This window comes from Arthrobacter sp. A5 (assembly GCF_051131705.1).
GTDB lineage: Bacteria > Actinomycetota > Actinomycetes > Actinomycetales > Micrococcaceae > Arthrobacter_M.
The window spans coordinates 3,763,448-3,780,013 of sequence record NZ_CP180316.1; the positions used below are offsets into that span (position 1 = coordinate 3,763,448).

The window sequence follows — 16,566 nt, forward strand, 5'->3', positions numbered from 1 at the left end:
GAGCAGGGCCGGGGATCTAGCGGCCGGTGCGCACCGCCGAATCCCAGCGCCAGTGCTGGCCCCGGGTCTCAGCAGTGCGGCCGGAGGAACGCAGCAGATCCTGCCAGCAATCGGACGTCCGGCGAACGTCGGGGAACAGCCGCGCGAGGACCCGGTCGGTGATCGCATCGTCCGGCCGGTAGTCGACGCCCTGGGCGGTCAGTATGTCGTGGCAGTGCAGGACGGCTTCGACAATGCCCATGGCGGCGAAACCGGAGGCATCGGAGAGTCCGGCGGGGTGATATCCGCGCCGGTCGGCCGGGGCGGCAGCGACGACGGCAACGAGCAGGCCGCCCACTGCGTCGAGGCAGCTGACAATGCCAGGCGTCCCGGTGCCGGCATCCGGGTAGAAGAGGAGTTGCGGGCCACCATCCCGCCAAGGCGGCGGATCCTGCAACTCGATATAGGATTCCTGCGGTGGTTTGGTCCCGGAAAGCTGCATGGCGTAAAAACCGAAATCATCCAGAATGTGCGCGGCCGTTTCCCTGCAGCTCCAGTCGAGTTCATGGGCATTCAGCTGCCAGTTATCATCGGGGATTCCAGAAAAGCGACCCATCAGATCATCGATGACGGTCCGCAGGTCTTCGGCAGTGGGTTCCATGAGCCGATCCTGCTACAAACGCGGAACCGGCGCAATTTCATCGGTCCTCGGCGACCCGCGGCACGATTCCCCGAGGGGTCAGCGGGCGGAGCGCATGTTCGCGGTGATCGGGCACTCGAAGGGATCGCGCTGACCCAAGCCGACCCGGTTCAGGTACTTCATCACAATCATGTAGGACTGTCCGAGCGTGGTCTCCGTGTACTTGATGTTGCGCTCGGCGCAGTACTGACGGACCATCGGCTGCACCAGCTTCAGATTCTTGGAGGACATGGTGGGGAACAGGTGGTGCTCGATCTGGTAATTCAGGCCACCCATGCCCTTGTCCACCCACCAGCCGCCGGAAATGTTGCGGCTCATCAGCGTCTGACGGCGCATGAAGTCGATCTTGACGTCCTTGGGCACCAGCGGCATGCCCTTGTGGTTCGGAGCGAAGGCGCCGCCAAAATACACGCCGAAGGAGGCCAGGTGAACAACCATGAACGCCAGGGCAATCCAGGGACCCATGACGATGAAGGCGGCGACCGGCAGTCCGATCAGGCGCACGGCCAAGAACCCGATTTCGGCCTTGCGGGACGGTACGATCTCATTTTTGTTGAAGACCCGGCGCAGCGCCGAGATGTGCAGGTCCAGCGCCACCAGCGTCAGCAACGGAAAGAAGAACGTACCCTGGTGCGCGGCGAACCATTTGCCGAAGCCCTTGCGCTGGCCGGCGTCCTCCGGGTTGAAAATTACGGCGCCGGTGGCAATGTCATCATCCTTGCCGATTTTATTCGGGTTGGCGTGGTGCTTGCCATGCTTGTTCATCCACCAGCCGTAGCTCAGTCCGACGAAGAGGTTCCCGACGATGCGTCCGGTCCACTCGTTCTTCTTAGCGGAGGCGAAGATCTGCCGGTGCGCGGCGTCGTGGGCCAGGAAGCCGGCCTGGCCCAGCAGGAAGGAGAAGATGAGGGCGGTCAACATCTGCCACCAGCTCTGTCCCAGCGTCACAAACATGACGCCTGTGGCGGCGAAAGCTACGCCCAGTCTGATCATTCGCCAGGTGTACCAGCTAATGTCGCGCTTCATCAGGCCAGCGGCCCGGACTGTCTCCGCCAGCGCAATGAAATCGGTGACATGGCGGTCCCGCGCCGGGCGAGCCGTGCGGATCGGGCTCTGGAGTGTTACAGATGACATGTGAAGGCCCTTCGAAGACTTAATTCTTGATCTTCTTCGACACTACGGAGCCGGTACCCGCCGGCGCATCACACGGTGGAGTGGTCTTGCCCCCCTACCGGCGTATGGTATGACGCATTAGCTGCGGCGGCGCTTCAAGAACCCGGACCGAACATCAGAGGACGCAGCCGATCAGCAATGGTTCGGGCTGGAGCGAAATACCGAATTTGGCGTCGACGCCGGCGCGCACCGCCCGGGCCACCGCCAGCACGTCTTCCGTGGTTGCGAACCCGCGGTTAGTGATGGCAAGCGTATGTTTGGTGGACAGCGACGCCCGCGCGCCGGAGACGCTGCCGCTCTGCAGCCCGAAACCCTTGGTAAAGCCCGCGCGGTCTATCAGCCACGCGGCACTGAGCTTCACCAATCCGCCGTCTGGCGCAGGGTACTTCGGCGCCTCCGCCGGCAACGACCTAGCCACGGACGCTGTCACCATCGGGTTCGTGAAGAAGGAGCCTGTGGACCAAGTGTCCCTGTCCTCGGTGTCCAGCACCATGCCCTTGCCTGCCCGCAGGGCCAGCACCTCGCGGCGCACGTCCAATCCGTAGGCCCGTTTGCCCACCTCGACGCCCAGTACCCGCGCCAGCTCGGCGTACCTGATGGGTGCGCTCATCCGCCCCAGTGCCAGTTGGAACTCGACCGTCAGCACCACGTAGCGCGGCGAACCCGCCGTCGTCGTCTGTTTAAGGATTGAATCGCGATACCCAAATTTCAGCTCTGAATGGGTGAACGTCTGCAGCACATTCCGCTGCCTGTCCCAGACCCTGACGGCCGAAATGGTCTGTGACACGTCAGCGCCGTAGGCACCCACATTCTGTACGGGGGTGGCTCCGGCGAGACCCGGAATGCCGGAGAGCGCCTCGATCCCGCTCCAGGCATGAAGCACCGCCGTGTGAACCAGGTCGTCGAAATTATGGCCTGCTTGGACGACGACGGACACGCCGCCGCAGCTATCCTCCGAGTTGATGGTGTAGCCCGTGCTGGCGATCCTGAGCACCGTGCCGGCGAAGCCTGCATCGGCAATCACCAGGTTGGAGCCGCCACCGATGATCAGCAGCGGATCGCCGGCCGCATCGGCCGAACGCACCACCTCGATGATCTCCTGTTCCGAACAGGCCTCGATGAAGTTTCCGGCGGCCCCGCCGGTGCCCAGTGTGGTCAGGGAACTCAGGAGCTTTTGCTGTGTCACGCTTCCAGCCTATCTGCCTCGCTGGCAGAGGGGTTCAACCCTAAAAGATGGAACACAGAAGGATGGAGCGCGGCGGGAATTCATTCACGCCAGCCGGACAACGGCCTGAGCCTTGACCAGGACCTTCTGACCCTCGGCGCTTACCGTAAGATCGACCCGCACAGTGGATTTCTCTGTGTCAAGGGCACCAATAACGCCGACGACGGCGATCTCGGCTCCGGTTTCCGAGTCGGGGACCGGCACGGGCCGGGTAAAACGGGTCTGATAATCCACGACGGCTCCCGGATCCCCGACCCAATCGGTCACCAGCTGGACGGCGGCACCCATTGTCAACATGCCGTGCGCGATCACGCCGGGCAGTTCCACCTCCCGGGCGAACCGTTCATTCCAATGAATCGGGTTGAAGTCGCCGGAGGCGCCGGCGTAGCGGACCAGATCCTGCCGTGTCACCGCGATCCGGCGTGAACCGACTTCCTGGCCGACGGTGAGTGCGGAAATATGCATTACTGCCCCTCCCCGCGGACCAGGATGGCGGACGTGGTTGTGGCCACCGGCTCGCCCTCCGTCGTCGAAATTTCTGCCCTTGTGGTGATCATGGCGCCCCCGCCCATGGCGCGGACGCTGTCCACGTGCAGTGCGGCCATCAGGCGGTCGCCGGCCACGATCGGGCGATGGTGCGTGAAGCGCTGCTCGGCATGCACGACGCGGGAAAAGTCGATTCCCGAGGTCGGATCGCTGATCAGCTGGGCGTCGGCCCGCTGTGCCACGATGATGGCGAAGGTAGGCGGAGCCACCAGATCAGCGTGCCCGAGAGCCTTGGCCGCCTCAATCTCGAAATGCGCGGGGTGGGTGGCTTTGACCGCGAGCGCGAAGTCGCGGATCTTTTCACGGCCGACCTCATAGACGGCCCCGGCGGGGTAGCTGCGGCCCTGGAGGTCCGGATTTATACTCATGCTTCAACATTAGCGGAGCACGGAAATCTGCGGAGCACGGAAGTTAACGCGGCACGGAAATCGGCGGACCACGTAGCCACCTGGGCTGAGGTGGAGTGGAAACGGCTCGAATCAACCGGGAGAGCGTTCCACATCCTGCGCATTTTTGTCCAGCCGCCAGCCGCGCCACACCGGATGCCGCAGCCGTCCGGTGCCTGTCCATTCCGAAAAGGCCACCTCGCCCACCAGCTTCGGAGTTACCCAACTGGCGTCCGCCGCATCGGCGCGCGGGACATCGTCAAACGGTGTAGTTCGGCGCTCGATGCGTGCCAGTTCCGTGGTCAGCTCCACCAACTCACGCTCGCTGAAACCGGTGCCGACCCGGCCCACATAGTTCAGCGAGCCGCCGTCCGGGACACCGAGCAGCAGGGATCCGACCATTCCCTCACGCTGCCCCTTGCCTGGACGCCAGCCACCCACGACTACCTCTTGGCTGCGCTCATGCTTGATTTTTATCCACCCTGGGCTCCGTTTTCCGGCCTCATAGCGGCTGGTGGCCTTTTTGGCCAGAACGCCTTCGAGGCCCAGCTCCGAGCTGCTCGCCAGCGCCTGTTCCGCCGTGAGGTCCAGCAGCGGGGACAGCTGAATGCGGCCGTCCCGGTCCGGTGACAGCGCGCTCTGCAGCCGAGGCCGGCGCGCGGAGAGGTCCGCTCCGGTGAGTCGTTCGCCATCGACGAAGAGCAGGTCAAAGACCATGAAGTGAACCGGCACCTCCTTTTGGGCACGGTCAACATCTGCAGGACGGGTGAGTTTCATCCTGCTCTGCAGGAGCCCGAAGTCCGGCCTCCCGGCCTTGTTGAGGGCAACGATTTCGCCGTCCAGCACCGCGTCGCGGGCAGCCACAAGGTCGGACAGCTCCGCAAGCTCGGGATAGACGGCGGTCATATCAATGCCGTTCCGACTGGTCAGCGTGACTTTGCCGTCCTGCACAGCGGCAATGGCGCGCACGCCGTCCCACTTCATCTCCAGAAACCAATCCTCGTCAGCGTCCAGATCCTGCAGAGAGCCAACGGTCGCCAGCATGGGCATGATCGATGGAACGCCTGATCCGTCCCTGGCCGAAGCCTTTGCGGCGGCCGGTGCCTCTTCCCTCGCCCCGTTGCCGGCGCCTTTGGCACCCGGCTGGTCCTTCATCAGGTGGATCAGCCAGGTGTTCTCGGCCCGGCCATCCCCGCCGGTGTGGATCAGGGCGTACTTCCGCACGCCTCCCAGGCCCCCCTCGGGGCGGCCGGTCAGGGTGGCAATGATTTCCTTCCCGTCCCGCCATTTTTCCGCTTCGTAGCTGCCCGCGTCCCAGATCGTGACCTCGCCCGCACCATATTGCCCCCGCGGAATGGACCCCGCGAACGTCCCGTATTCAAGCGGATGATCCTCGGTCTGGACGGCCAGATGGTTCTTCCCCGTCGATTCGGGCACGCCCTTCGGGAGCGCCCAGGAGACCAAAACGCCGTCGCGCTCCAGCCGGAAATCCCAGTGCAGCCGGCTCGCATGATGCTCCTGGATAACAAAACTCCGCCCCTCCGCAGGACCGGCGCGTGCCGCGGGCACCGGCTCAGGAGTCTTGCCCGCATCCCGCATGCTGCGGTACTTCACCAGCCGGTCCACGCCGCCGTCGTCGTCATTGGCAGTGCTGTCCTTCGCCTTGGCCCCGATGCCCCCGAACTGCCCGGTCAGCGCCGCCATCGGATCCTTCCGCTTTTTGATCCGCCGCAGCACTTCCCGGTAATCCAGCTGCGCCAGCGCAGGGGAAGCCAGCTCGCGCCAGGTCCGCGGGAACGCCACCATCGGCTCCAACCGACCACGCAGCGAATACGGGGCCACAGTGGTCTTCGCCGCGTTGTTCTGGCTCCAGTCCACCAGAACCCTCCCCCGACGCAGAGACTTCTTCATGTCGCTGACCACCAGATCCGGATGGTCCGCTTCCAAGGCCCTCGCCAACTCGTGGGCAAACGCGGAAATTTCATCCGACGAGCGCATCCCGTCCAGCCCCGCATAGAGATGGATCCCCTTGCTGCCGCTGGTCACTGGCACCGGCAGCATCCCCATATCCGTCAGAATCGCCCGGGCCAGGTGCGCGACCTGCACACACTCGGGCAGCCCCATGCCCTCCCCCGGGTCCAAGTCCAGCACCAGCCGGTCCGGATTGAGCGCGTTACCATCCGGGCCGAAACGCCATTGCGGCACGTGTATTTCCAACGCGGCAATCTGCCCCAGCCACGTCAGAGTCGCCGGATCGTTGACCAGGGGGTAGTCGTTGGTGCGGTCCTTGTGCTCGATGCTGCCGCGCGGCACCCAGTCCGGGGCTGAACCGTCGAGATTCTTCTGGAAGAACATCTGCCCCGGGTGTTCGGCGGTCCCCACGCCGTGGACCCATCGTTTGCGCGTCGCCGGCCGGTCTTTCGCGGCGGAGATCAGCAGCGGCGACACCGCGGAATAGTAGGAGATGACGTCCCCCTTGGTGGTGCCGGAATGCGGATACAGCACCTTGTTGAGATTGCTCAGCGTCAGCCGGCGCCCGGCAACGGTGACGGTCTGTTTATCCCGCCCGGGCTCCTCCGACGGTGTCATGCCCCCAGTTTTATCCGATTCCGGGGCGAAAGCTAGCTTTGTTCAGCAGCCGTGGTGTTCACTGGGCAGATGAGAGCTATCTGGAAGGGCGCGGTTGCCTTTGGCCTGGTCAACGTCCCCGTGAAGGTCTACAGCGCCACCCAGGACCACGACATCGCGCTGCATCAGGTCCATGACAAGGACGGCGGCCGGATCCGGTACCAGCGGCGCTGCGAGATCTGCGGGGATGTGGTGGACTATGACCACATTGATAAGGCGTACGACGACGGCGACAGGACAGTCGTGCTGACGGACGAGGATCTCGCCTCCCTGCCGGAGGAACGCAGCCGGGAGATCGATGTGGTCCAGTTTGTCCCCAGCGCCGCGCTGGATCCGATCATGTTTGACCGGAGCTACTTCTTGGAGCCGGATTCAAAGTCGGCCAAGGCCTATGTACTGCTGCGCAGGACGCTGGAGGAAACGGACCGCACCGCCATCGTGCAGTTCGCGCTGCGGCAGAAAACCCGGCTCGGAGCCCTGCGGGTGCGCGGGGATGTCCTGATGCTGCAGTCCCTGCTCTGGGACGACGAGGTCCGGGAAGCCAGCTTCCCGGCGCTGAACGAATCCGTCCGTATCTCCGCCAAGGAACGGGAAATGTCCGCCGCTCTGGTGGATTCATTCTCCGGTGACTTCGAGCCGGAACAGTTCACCGACGAGTATCAGGTGCAGCTGCGCACCCTCATTGACGCCAAGCTGGCCACGGGTGATGCGCTGGACACCGAAGCCACCTTCGGAGAGAGTGACGAGAGCAGTACGGGCCAGGTCCTCGATCTGATGGAGGCGTTGAAGCGCAGTGTGGAACGAAACCGCAAGTCCAAACCGGCCACTGCAGCGTCCAGGTCAGGGTCCACGCCTGCGCGGAAAACAACTGCGCACAAGCCGCCGGCCGACGAGCCTTCGGCCAGGAAACCGGCTGCCAAGAAGTCGGCAAAGCGTCAGGGCGCGTAATGCCGGCGGCCGGGTGCCGAAAGCCCGCCCCGTGACCACCCGCACCGTGACCACCCACCGTTGATTACCTGCCGCCGCCCATTGTGTGAATGACCATTGTGAGGACGCCATGACCAGCACCGACCAGCCGCAGCCCCCAGCCCATGCCGAACCCGCCCGCACCTTCACCCACGCTCCCGCCGATGTGCCTGGCTCTGGTCCTGCCCATGCCCCTGGGTCTGGCCCTGCCGGCCACAAGACCGCCGCGATGGACCCGGTCCGGCTCGAACCGGACCGAAGCCGCCGGGCCGCAGGGGTAGCCGAACTCGGCGGCCTGGCGGACCGTGCGCTGGCCTGCAACGGCGCCGTCGGCGCGGCACTCACGCTGGCAGTCAGCCTGGGGCAGGAACTGCCGCACCCGATGGAGGGCCGGACCATGCATCTATGGGAATCCCTTGCCACACTTGGCGCCTGCAACCTGACCGTTGCGAGAACCATCGAGCCGCATCTGGATGCCCTGAGCATCATTCATCAGGCGCCGTCTGTTGAGCTCGACGCCGTGGTGGAGGCCGACGACAGCTGTTGGGGTGTCTTTGCCGCCGAGGGCAAGGACCATCATCTGAAGGCCCACCGTCATGGCGACGGATGGGTCCTCACCGGGACAAAGCCGTGGTGTTCCCTGGCGACTCATCTCACCCACGCCATCGTCACCGCCCGCACGGACAGCGGACGGCGGGCCTTTGCGGTCAGCCTGAAGGATCCTGGGGTCAGTTCGTCCGATGTCGGCTGGGTGGCCCTCGGCCTGCCGGAGGTCACCAGCGGCCCGGTGTCCTTTGACCATGTGCCGGCGACTCCGATCGGCGGGACAGGCTGGTATTTTTCGCGCCCCGGGTTTTCCTGGGGCGGTGCAGGTGTGGCGGCGATCTGGTTCGGTGCCGCCACGGCTGTGGCCCGCAGGGTCTACGCGCATGGCAGGGGCCGGGAGCCGGATCAGATTTCCCTCATGCATCTTGGGCTGATAGACGGCCACCTGGCGGCCGGGCGCAATGCGCTGGCGGTTGCGGCCCGGCGGGCCGACGGCACCAGGCGCGCAGGCCCCGATGCGCTGACGGCGGCACGTGCCCGGGCCGCCGTCGCTCATGCGAGCGAGTCGATACTGGAGCTGGCCGGCCATGCTATGGGTCCGGAACCGCTGGCCTTCGATATCCATCATGCCAGGCGTACCGCCGATCTTGCCTTCTATCTGCGCCAGGACCACGCGGAGAGATCCGTGGCATCGATCGGCCAGCAGATCCTCGCACAATCGCAGCTTCCATGGTGACGTTCAGCCATCTGGACCACGGCACGGACGAGCAGCTGTGGCGCGACTCGACACGGCTTGCGGACACACCGGAGCTGAACCTTCGGTTCGGGAGCTACACCAGACTGGTGCTCGTTGCGGCCCATCCCGACGACGAAACGCTGGCCGCCGCGGGCCTGCTGCAGCAGGCCACCCGGCACGGGCTGGAGGTCCGGCTGGTGGTGGCCACGGATGGTGAGGCATCCCACCCCGGCTCCAGCACGCATACCCCCGAACAGCTGGCCGTCATCCGACGCCAGGAACTCGTACACGCCGTTGGTACCGTTGCCCCGGCGGCGCTGATCACCCACCTGGGCATTCCCGACGGCCGCGTCGCCGTCGGCCGCGACCAGCTGAGACGGACAATCCTCGCCGAATGCGGCCCCGAACCCGGCGAATCCCTGATCGTGGCGCCGTGGCGCTCCGACGGGCATGCCGACCACGACGCGGCGGGGGAAGCCGCGGCAGCGGCCGCGCTGGAAAGCGGGAACCCGCTGCTGGAATACCCGGTCTGGCTCTGGCATTGGGGCACCCCGGACGATCCATCGGTGCCGTGGGCGTCCATGCGCCGGCTGACCCTGGACGGCCCGGATATGGCACGCAGGGAACAGGCCATCAACTGCCACTTCAGCCAGAATGCGCCGCTCTCTGACCTGCCCGGAGACGAGACCCTGCTGTCCGCGGCGATGATCAGCCATTTCAGCCGACCGTTTGAAATCTTCATCGATGCCGCCGGGTCCATAGTGCCCGACGGCGATGAGCGGCTGAGCTGGGCGCAGGCCCAGTTTGACGCGGTTCACCGCAATCTGGCCGAGCCGTGGTCCGCGCCGGAGGCCTGGTACGAAGAACGCAAGCGGCTGCTGACGCTGGCCGCCTTGCCGGCGCGGCACTATGTCTCCGCGCTGGAGATCGGCTGTTCCACCGGGGTACTGACCCGCGACCTTGCCAGACGCTGCGACAGAGTGCTGGGCGTGGACCTGAGCGCCGAAGCGGTGAAAACCGCTGCCCGACGGACGGCCGGGATCCCCGGCGTACGCACTCTGCAGCTGGCCGTGCCCGGGCACTGGCCGGAGGGATCCTTCGACGTGATCGTCCTGTCCGAGGTGGGATACTACCTGGACCACGAATCACTGCAGCAGACCCTGGAGCTGATGCTCGGCTCGCTGCTGCCCGGCGGAACCCTGCTGGCGTGCCACTGGCGGCACCAGATCAGCGGCTGGCCGCTGCGCGGCGACGAGGTGCATGAATTCCTGCGCGGCGACGGGCGGCTCAGACCCCGTGGACGTTACACCGAAGAAGATTTCATCCTGGAGGTCTTCACGGTGCCGCAGGACGGATCATGACATCCGCGCTCAGGCAACTGGCCGTCGTCGTCCCGGCACGCAACGAAGAGCGCCTGCTCCCCCGCTGCCTCGATGCCCTCGACGAGGCACATCGGGTCCTGCGGCGCACCCGTCCGGGGCTGGAAGTGAGCGTGACGGTGGTGCTTGACCGGACCAACGATGCATCCGCAGCCATCGTCGAACGGAACACCCTAGCCACCGCACTCAGCTACGGGGCGGGCAACGTCGGCCGTGCACGGAATTTCGGCATCCGCAGTGCATTGCGGGCCTGCGGGCTGCTGCCCGCCGCCGTGTGGATAGCGAATACCGACGCGGACAGCTTCGTGCCGGGAAACTGGCTGCTGGCCCAGGCCGAGGCCGCGGAAGAGGGCTGGGATGTCATGGTGGGTACGGTCGAGCCGGAGACGTCGGATCTGACCGAGGCGCAACTGGACCGTTGGTTTGCAGCCCACAGCCTGCGGGACGGGCATAACCATATCCATGGCGCAAACCTGGGTTTCCGTGCCGATGCCTATGAACGGCTGGGCGGTTTCCAGGGCCTGGCGCTGCATGAGGACCGCGGCTTTGTCCTCGCTGCCGCTGCCGCGGGACTGCGGATGCGCGCCACCGATGCCTGCCGTGTCCAGACCTCTGGGCGGACGACGAGCTTCGTCCAGGGTGGCTTTGCCGACTACCTTGCCAGCGAAATTAAAGTCTAGGGATTCCCGGCAGCGGGTGTTTGCTCCTTGAGCATGCCGACAACACGAAGCAGTTTCCCGGTGGCCTCGGCCCCGAAGCGTTCCTGCTGTCCCTGCGGTCCGCCGAATAGCGCGGCATTGTAGTAGAGGCCGTCACCGATCAGCAGAATGGCACGGGCGACGGCGGCGTCCTGGACTTCTTCCCGGATCAGTTCCAGCCATCTGCTTTGCATCGCTGTGAAGGCCTCACTGACCTGGACATCCTGGCTCTGGGCCAGCCGCGTCGCCGCCACCAGTGTCCGGTCGAAGGTGGTTTCGGAGAAGACGGACGTGCGGATGTAATAGTCCGCCGGGCCCTCCGGAGCCTGACGCATCCTGGCAAAGTCCACCTCGGCGAGTTCGCCGAGCTTCTGAATCAGCCCCGAGGTCAGCGCGTCCCGGCTCTTGAAGTGGTAGAGCAGCCCACCCTTGGACACCCCGGCGGCCGCGGCCACCGCATCTAACGTGGCCGAGCGTTCACCCTCATTGATCAGAAGGTTCTCGAAGGCAAGCAGGATACGGTCCCGGGCCGAGGGCTGATTGGGCATGGCACCCATCCTACCTAAGCAGCGGTCTCTTTATACCGGCTGGACGGTTTACTAAACAGTCCAGACGGTATAGTATCGTAGAACCTCTTACCACTTAAGGAATGCCGCATCATGTCAGCCAGCACTGCCCGTCACTCCGCCGCCCCGATGGCCGCGGGTACCTTGCGTACGGCACCCGCCGGTACCAGGGCAGGCCGCCGTGAATGGCTGGCCCTGTCAGTGCTGATGCTCCCGGTATTGCTCGTCGCCGTGGACAATACCGTGCTCAGCTTTGCCGTCCCGGCCATTTCACTGGCACTGAACCCTACCGCCACAGGCCTGCTCTGGATCATCGATATTTACCCGTTGATCCTGGCGGGCCTGCTCGTCCCGATGGGCAGCATGGCCGACCGCTTCGGCCGCCGCCGGATGCTCATGGTAGGCAGTCTGGGCTTCACCGCCGTGTCCGTGGTTGCCGCCTTTGCGCCCAGCGCCAACGCCCTGATCGGGTGCCGGGCCATGCTGGGACTCTTCGGAGCCATGCTGATGCCCTCCACCCTGTCGCTGATCCGCAATATCTTCACAGACGCCGGTCAGCGCCGCACCGCGATCGCCATCTGGGCCGCGGCATTCTCCGGCGGCGCGGCCTTGGGGCCGCTGCTGGGCGGGCTGCTGCTGGAGAACTTCTGGTGGGGCGGGGTCGTCCTCCTCGCCGTCCCGATGCTCATCCCGCTGGCCATCCTGGCCCCGCTGTGTGTCCCCGAATCGAAAGACCCCGCCCCCGGGCGGATTGACACGGCGAGCATCGCCCTTTCCTTCGGGACGATGGTCCCGCTGATCTACGGCATCAAGGCGCTCGCAACGGAAGCCCCCGGCCCCGGTTCACTGTTGCCGCTGCTGGTTGGACTTGTCGGCGTTGTCCTGGGGGTCGTCTTCGTTCACCGTCAACTGAGGCAAAGGACGCCCATGCTGGACGTCCGGCTATTCACCAACCCCGTGTTCAGCGGGGCCGTGGCGGCAAATCTGCTCAGCATTTTCTCGCTGGTGGGTTTCCTGTATTTTGTCTCGCAGCACCTGCAGCTGGTGGCCGGGCAGTCCCCCACCCGGGCCGGGCTGACCCTCCTTCCCGGACTGGTCATGTCGATCGTGACCGGATTGCTGGTGGTGCGGCTGGCGCGGCGCATCCGACCAGCCTTTCTGGTGGCCACCGGGCTGCTGCTCAACGCGGCCGGGTACCTGACCGTGCTGCTGAACGGCTCCGGATCCGAATCCGGACTACTGCTGGCCTTTGTCCTCCTTGGCTCAGGAGTCGGCATGGCGGAGACTATTTCCAATGACCTGATTCTGGCGACGGCGCCGGCGGCCAAGGCCGGTGCGGCATCCGCCATATCGGAGACGGCTTATGAGGTGGGTTCCGTGCTGGGAACCGCGGTGCTGGGCAGCATTCTGGCAGCCGCATACCGGTTCCATGTTTCCGTGCCGGATTCTCTCTCGGCCCAGGCACACGAGGGCGCACGTCAGACGCTGGGCGGGGCCATCAACGCCGCAGCCTCGCTGCCGCCCGGCCAGGCCGCGGAGCTGATCGGCTCCGCCCAGCGCGCCTTCGATTCCGGTGCCGGCGTGGTGGCTGCCGTCGGGCTTGCCATGATGCTCGCCGCCGCAGCCATGTCGTTGCTCACCCTCCGCCGGGTGGCGAGAGGCTGACGACGACGGCGGCGGCCATCTGCCGCCGTCGTCGCCCGTTACCCGTCAGCCGTCACCCGCCGTCACCCGCCGTCAACGTTGGCCAGGCCGTCAACGTCTGCGCATCAGCAGCCCGGCCGGTACTGCGCATGTTGACCCGGGCGCATGGTTGGCGCTTTTTCCTGCGCAGAAGCCTACGGACGTGCCGGCCGCGGAACTCCTGGCCTCGGCCCGGCAGGCCTTTGACTCCGGGGCGGGCCTGGTGTCCGCCGTCGGGCTGGTGCTGATGCCCGGAGCCGCCGCCATGTCACTGCTCACCCTCCGCCGGGTGGCGAGAGGCAGACGTCCTCGTCGTCGCCTGTCCTTGAAGTCGTCGGCTGACCCACTGTCCAGCCGGAACAGTCTAGTGCCGAACGCGCCCGAGCCTGCCAAGCAGGGACTCCAACTCGCCGGCCACCTGTACCGGATCATTCAACAGGTGCAGATGGTTGGTGGCGGGCAACGTGCGCACCGGCCACTGCCGCCGCGCGGCTTCGTCCCGCTCCGCGGCGTAGATATCACCAAAAGCCAGATACGCCCCCGGCCGAGAAGCCCAGCCCTCCGGCACCGGCAGCGACCCCTCGAAATAGGACAGCGGAAGGCGTTGCTGCTCCCCCTCGACCCGCGCCCGGGTAACGGCGTCCGGGAACAAGGACGCAACGTCGGCCTCGTCCCACCACATGGTCCAAACCGGAAGCAGACCGGTCTTGTCCGCGATCCCCCGCAGGAAATCCAGAAATGCCGCTGGCGCAAGCGGAACGCGCCCGCGGTCCGGCGGGAGTACGGCGTCAACGAAAATGGAGGCGACAACCCGCCGCTGCATCACCAGCGCCGGGACGTAGGCGCCAGCGTTGCTGTGCGGTATCACCACAAGCTCCCGGTCCAGCGGCAGCGCAGCGAGGAAAGCGTCCAGAACGTCCTGTGTTGTCTGCGGCGGCGCGGATACCGGGCATGTCACGACATCCCAGCCACGGTCATCCAGCACCTGCGCCACCGGCTGCCACACGGACGGGCCCAGCAGCGGGCTGGGGAGAAGCATCAGTGACGTGGGCATGCGGTTATTTCCTGCGCAGCAGCTTCCGGACGTGCTGGCCGCGGACCACCAGACCCACCATGTGCAGAATCAGGCCCAGGCCAATGAACGGCAGCCCAAGGTACGTCCTGGCCGGATCATGAGCGTTCGCCCCGACGACGGTGAGCACCAGGCCGACGGCGATCGCGCCCATGGCGCCGAAGACCAGGACCTTGTAGAGCCGGCCGGAGGTTTCCCAAAATTCGTTGAGCACGCACACCAGCTTAGCCCTTGCATCCGAGGTGCCCGCGTTGGGGCGTTTCGGCAAAATGGCCCCAACGCGGGCACCTCAGATGTCAGAAGAGGGAATCCTGGACGATAGGGACTGCGGAACGGTGGTGGCCAAGGGTGATGCGTCTGCCCTTGAGCTGGCCCAGGTTGGCCACGAAGTCCGAATCGATGCCATCCATACCGGCCAGCACGTAACCGCCCAGCATGGCCCTGATCAACAGCCCGTGCCCGCCGTCGTCCAAGGTCGACGGATAAGCGTGCCGACGCTCCCGCGGCGCGGCGCCCGGATCGGCCAGTCCGGCCGCGAGAGCCGGCCGGTCCCAGCCTTCCCTTACGGTTTGGAAGCCCGCCATCCCGACGCCCCGCAGAATTTCCCTGACGGCACCGGCGTGGCGGCCGTTGACTGCGGCCAGTTCAGCGGCCGGCAACGGCTCCAGCAGCGCCGCCGCCTTCGCCGCGGATCTGATGTGCTGCGTCAGCCCCAGATTCGCGGTGACCAGGTCTTCCAGCTGCCGGACGATGCGGCCGTCGTCAGCGAGTGCGACGTACTGCGCCAGCACCGCACCCTGCTCCGCGAGCCTGCTCCATTTGCTGCGTTGCGATGCCGTGCCGACCTTCGTGGCCCCGTCGGCAAAGGTCGCAATGTAAAGCCAGTGCGGCTGGCCCAGGTACGCCCTGAGCCCGGCGGGCGCGATGCCGCTGCGGTGAAAGTCATGCATATAGCGGAAATCATCGCGGGCAAAACACCGTCCGCACTGATAGCTCCGCTCCGCGGCGGCCGATTCCGGACAGCGACAATGCACGGACACCGTCGGCCCCTGCACGACAAAGGAGCCCACGCACTGCCGCGGCCCGTTGTGAACACCGAACCGCAGCCATTGGCCGGCCGACAACGGGACGGCAGCATCGCCGTCGTCCGTTGTGCAGGACAGCGATGGTCCGGTTGCGTCCCACACCACCCCGCGGATCAGCATGCCACCACCGCGAACCCCAGATCCACTCCGTCGAGTCGGGACATCTGGCCCTTCAACCACCGCTCCAAGGGCAGATGCCACCACTCACCCGGCCGGGCGCGGCGGGCGCGGCCACTGTGACTGGCCCGACGGCCACGCCTGATCAGACCGCCGGCTGGACGCCGAAGGCTACGGCCAGCTTGATGATCTTCTCGGCACGCCCGAGCCGCGGCAGATCCGAACCATCCCGGATCACGCCGCCGCGGGCATCGAAATCCGCCATGAAGTCCGAAGCCCAGGCAACGTCGGTGGGGGTAGGGCTGATGACCTCGTTAATGATCGTGGTCTGATCCGTGGCCAGGCAGAGCTTCCCCGTCATCCCCATCGCGACAGTGATGGCAGACTGCTCGCGCAGAATCGGGTGGTTGGTGCCCACCGTGGGTCCGTCGATGGGACCAGGAAGGTTCCCGACTCGGCTCGCCACCACCAGCTTGGCGCGGGGATAGGCCATCGCTTCGCGGTCCGCGCTCATCCCCGTGTCCCGGCGGAAGTCACCGGAACCGAAGGCCAACCGGAATGCGCCCTCCGACCGCGCGATGTGATTCGCTTCCTCGATCCCGACTGCGGATTCCACCAACGCCAGCACACGGCTTTTACCGTCCAGCCGGTGGTAGGTCTCCTTGACCTGCTCCGCGTTCTCCGTCTTGGCGAGCATGACCCCCAGCAGCCCGGGAACATTGCGCAGACCTGCCACATCGTCAGCCCAGAAATCCGAGTGGACGTCATTGATCCGCACCCATGCCTGCCCGCCGTTGCGCAGCCAATCGATGACCGCCGTCCGCGCCGAGGGCTTGTTGACCGGGTCAACGGCGTCCTCGATGTCAAGCACAATGGCATCCGCCCGCGACGACGCCGCATCGTCAAAGATCTCGGGCTTGGTCGCCGGGACCAGGAGCCAGGACCTGGCGATGTCTGCGGGAATATTGCGGGAACGGACATTATTGGCGGGAGGGGCGGTGTTGCCGACGGTGGAAGACATAGATCTACCGTATATCCGCCGGGGCCGCGGCGACTATTCCGCGCCCGTGTGGTGGGGGCG

General features: G+C 65.7%; 16 protein-coding genes. 5 read left to right on the forward strand and 11 right to left on the reverse strand.

Annotation, left to right across the window (positions count from 1 at the left end):
- Nucleotides 1–16: 16 nt before the first annotated feature.
- From ACLLJI_RS17850 to ACLLJI_RS17875, 6 genes are all read right to left on the reverse strand, one after another.
- Nucleotides 17–640, reverse strand: a complete 624-nt coding sequence (locus ACLLJI_RS17850; RefSeq protein ID WP_434615078.1) for a DinB family protein — start codon at nt 638–640, stop codon at nt 17–19.
- 78 nt (nt 641–718) lie between these two features.
- On the reverse strand, nt 719–1,813 hold the full coding sequence (locus ACLLJI_RS17855) for a fatty acid desaturase family protein (protein ID WP_434615081.1): 1,095 nt from the start codon (nt 1,811–1,813) through the stop codon (nt 719–721).
- Between the two features lie 154 nt (nt 1,814–1,967).
- Complete coding sequence (locus ACLLJI_RS17860) at nt 1,968–3,038, reverse strand: UDP-N-acetylmuramate dehydrogenase (protein WP_434615084.1); 1,071 nt, start codon at nt 3,036–3,038, stop codon at nt 1,968–1,970.
- Nucleotides 3,039–3,122: 84 nt separating this feature from the next.
- Nucleotides 3,123–3,542 carry a MaoC family dehydratase gene (locus tag ACLLJI_RS17865; protein WP_434615087.1) on the reverse strand — a complete coding sequence of 140 codons (420 nt, stop codon included), beginning with the start codon at nt 3,540–3,542 and terminating at the stop codon, nt 3,123–3,125.
- On the reverse strand, nt 3,542–3,991 hold the full coding sequence (locus ACLLJI_RS17870; protein ID WP_283559789.1) for an FAS1-like dehydratase domain-containing protein: 450 nt from the start codon (nt 3,989–3,991) through the stop codon (nt 3,542–3,544). The genes ACLLJI_RS17865 and ACLLJI_RS17870 overlap by 1 nt, the downstream gene beginning before the upstream one ends.
- A 111-nt stretch (nt 3,992–4,102) precedes the next feature.
- Complete coding sequence (locus tag ACLLJI_RS17875) at nt 4,103–6,598, reverse strand: ATP-dependent DNA ligase (RefSeq protein WP_434615090.1); 2,496 nt, start codon at nt 6,596–6,598, stop codon at nt 4,103–4,105.
- 69 nt (nt 6,599–6,667) lie between these two features.
- Here ACLLJI_RS17875 and ACLLJI_RS17880 point away from each other — a divergent pair, with 69 nt between their 5' ends.
- From ACLLJI_RS17880 to ACLLJI_RS17895, 4 genes are all read left to right on the forward strand, one after another.
- Nucleotides 6,668–7,585, forward strand: a complete 918-nt coding sequence (locus ACLLJI_RS17880; RefSeq protein ID WP_434615093.1) for a Ku protein — start codon at nt 6,668–6,670, stop codon at nt 7,583–7,585.
- Nucleotides 7,586–7,694: 109 nt separating this feature from the next.
- Nucleotides 7,695–8,885, forward strand: a complete 1,191-nt coding sequence (locus ACLLJI_RS17885; RefSeq protein WP_434615096.1) for an acyl-CoA dehydrogenase family protein — start codon at nt 7,695–7,697, stop codon at nt 8,883–8,885.
- The gene (locus tag ACLLJI_RS17890) at nt 8,879–10,246 is read left to right on the forward strand and encodes a PIG-L family deacetylase (RefSeq protein WP_434615099.1); all 1,368 of its coding nucleotides are present in this window, start codon (nt 8,879–8,881) and stop codon (nt 10,244–10,246) included. The genes ACLLJI_RS17885 and ACLLJI_RS17890 overlap by 7 nt, the downstream gene beginning before the upstream one ends.
- Complete coding sequence (locus ACLLJI_RS17895) at nt 10,243–10,944, forward strand: glycosyltransferase (protein ID WP_434615101.1); 702 nt, start codon at nt 10,243–10,245, stop codon at nt 10,942–10,944. The genes ACLLJI_RS17890 and ACLLJI_RS17895 overlap by 4 nt, the downstream gene beginning before the upstream one ends.
- Here ACLLJI_RS17895 and ACLLJI_RS17900 read toward each other — a convergent pair.
- Nucleotides 10,941–11,510 carry a TetR/AcrR family transcriptional regulator gene (locus ACLLJI_RS17900; protein WP_283559795.1) on the reverse strand — a complete coding sequence of 190 codons (570 nt, stop codon included), beginning with the start codon at nt 11,508–11,510 and terminating at the stop codon, nt 10,941–10,943. The genes ACLLJI_RS17895 and ACLLJI_RS17900 overlap by 4 nt on opposite strands.
- 147 nt (nt 11,511–11,657) lie before the next feature.
- On the opposite strand from ACLLJI_RS17900, the gene ACLLJI_RS17905 reads away from it, so the two are divergent.
- Nucleotides 11,658–13,193 carry an MFS transporter gene (locus tag ACLLJI_RS17905; protein WP_434621642.1) on the forward strand — a complete coding sequence of 512 codons (1,536 nt, stop codon included), beginning with the start codon at nt 11,658–11,660 and terminating at the stop codon, nt 13,191–13,193.
- Between the two features lie 382 nt (nt 13,194–13,575).
- Here the strand turns inward: ACLLJI_RS17905 and ACLLJI_RS17910 are convergent, their stop codons facing one another.
- From ACLLJI_RS17910 to ACLLJI_RS17925, 4 genes are all read right to left on the reverse strand, one after another.
- Nucleotides 13,576–14,265 (reverse strand): hypothetical protein, encoded by a 690-nt coding sequence (locus ACLLJI_RS17910; protein WP_434615104.1) that lies wholly within the window; start codon nt 14,263–14,265, stop codon nt 13,576–13,578.
- A 4-nt stretch (nt 14,266–14,269) separates the two neighbouring features.
- Nucleotides 14,270–14,497, reverse strand: coding sequence for a DUF3188 domain-containing protein (locus tag ACLLJI_RS17915; RefSeq protein ID WP_283559797.1), 228 nt, complete (start codon nt 14,495–14,497; stop codon nt 14,270–14,272).
- Nucleotides 14,498–14,579: 82 nt separating this feature from the next.
- Nucleotides 14,580–15,488, reverse strand: coding sequence for a DUF2797 domain-containing protein (locus ACLLJI_RS17920; protein ID WP_434615108.1), 909 nt, complete (start codon nt 15,486–15,488; stop codon nt 14,580–14,582).
- A 142-nt stretch (nt 15,489–15,630) separates the two neighbouring features.
- Nucleotides 15,631–16,506, reverse strand: coding sequence for an HpcH/HpaI aldolase/citrate lyase family protein (locus ACLLJI_RS17925; protein ID WP_434615111.1), 876 nt, complete (start codon nt 16,504–16,506; stop codon nt 15,631–15,633).
- Between the last annotated feature and the right edge of the window lie 60 nt (nt 16,507–16,566).